1 protein-coding gene is annotated in these 447 nt (G+C 34.0%); it reads left to right on the top strand.

Features of this window, described 5'->3' with window-relative positions; translation table 11 throughout:
- Positions 1-192 (top strand): IS3 family transposase (locus SB773_RS30115; protein ID WP_410593852.1); only part of this gene is annotated, 192 nt, incomplete at its 5' end.
- Between the last annotated feature and the right edge of the window lie 255 nt (positions 193-447).

The raw sequence follows: 447 nt of genomic DNA, 5'->3' as shown, positions 1-447 counted from the left end.
GCCGTCGCGGAAGCGACCTTTAAAATCATTAAGACTGAGTTCGCCAATCAAAAAAAGTTTACGAACTTATCCCAGCTAACGCTCGAATTTGGAGACTATGTGAACTGGTTTAATAAGCTAAGAATTCATGGAACTCTTGGCTACTTAAGTCCTCTAGAATATAAAAAATTATCCCTTAAAAAAGTTGTTTGATTTAGTGTTGACAATCCAAAACTCCTGATTTTAAACAAAACCTTAGCATATGTTTTTAGCGTTTTGTTGGTAGGACAGGACCCCTAATAACCATTTTTAAACACAATTTGTTCCAAAACTCGTGATTTAGTATACAGTTTTTATTAAATAGTTTGATTATTTTTAGTGATCCTTTTAGTGACTTATAGAACTCCCTCAGTTTAATAGATAATGCTCACGAATACTCGCTTATTCGCAGGATTTCAAACCACATGG

Source organism: Bacillus sp. SIMBA_074 (assembly GCF_046534555.1).
Taxonomy (GTDB): Bacteria; Bacillota; Bacilli; order Bacillales; family Bacillaceae_G; genus Bacillus_A; species Bacillus_A mycoides.
Note: the sequence above shows the minus strand (reverse complement) of the source record. Positions and strands in the feature narration are given on the sequence as shown.